Below are 388 nucleotides of genomic sequence, written 5' to 3'. Positions count from 1 at the left end.
ACCCCCGCCCGCGCGCCGCTTCGGCACGCACAAGATGCTGATCGGCGGCGCGCTGGCCACGGCTTTCTTCATCATCCTGTCGGGGCTGTTCATCGATACCGCGATGCTGCTGGCGCTGCGCATCGTGACCGGTGCGGTGAGCGCCTTCATCTTCATTTCCGGCGGCATCCTGATCAGCCGCCTGGCGGCGCTGCACCCGCAACGCGCGGGCTTCCTGCTGGGCCTCTTCTACGGCGGCAGCGGCATCGGCATCGTCGCGTCGGCCTGGCTGGTGCCGGCGACCATGGCCGCCGCCACGGCGTATGGCGTGGCCCATAGCTGGCAATGGGCATGGCTGGCGATGGGCTTGCTGAGTCTGGTGGCGACCGGCTTCATGGCGCCCGGCCCG

At 69.8% G+C, this 388-nt stretch carries 1 protein-coding gene; it reads left to right on the top strand.

Translation table 11 applies throughout. The features are described from left to right. Positions 1-388, top strand: a 388-nt coding sequence (locus HLUSI_RS27875) for a YbfB/YjiJ family MFS transporter (protein ID WP_040503326.1), incomplete at both ends; no start/stop codon positions are given.

Origin of the sequence: Herbaspirillum lusitanum P6-12 (genome assembly GCF_000256565.1) — a bacterium.
In the GTDB taxonomy this organism is placed as follows: Bacteria; Pseudomonadota; Gammaproteobacteria; order Burkholderiales; family Burkholderiaceae_D; genus Herbaspirillum; species Herbaspirillum lusitanum.
Note: the sequence above shows the minus strand (reverse complement) of the source record. Positions and strands in the feature narration are given on the sequence as shown.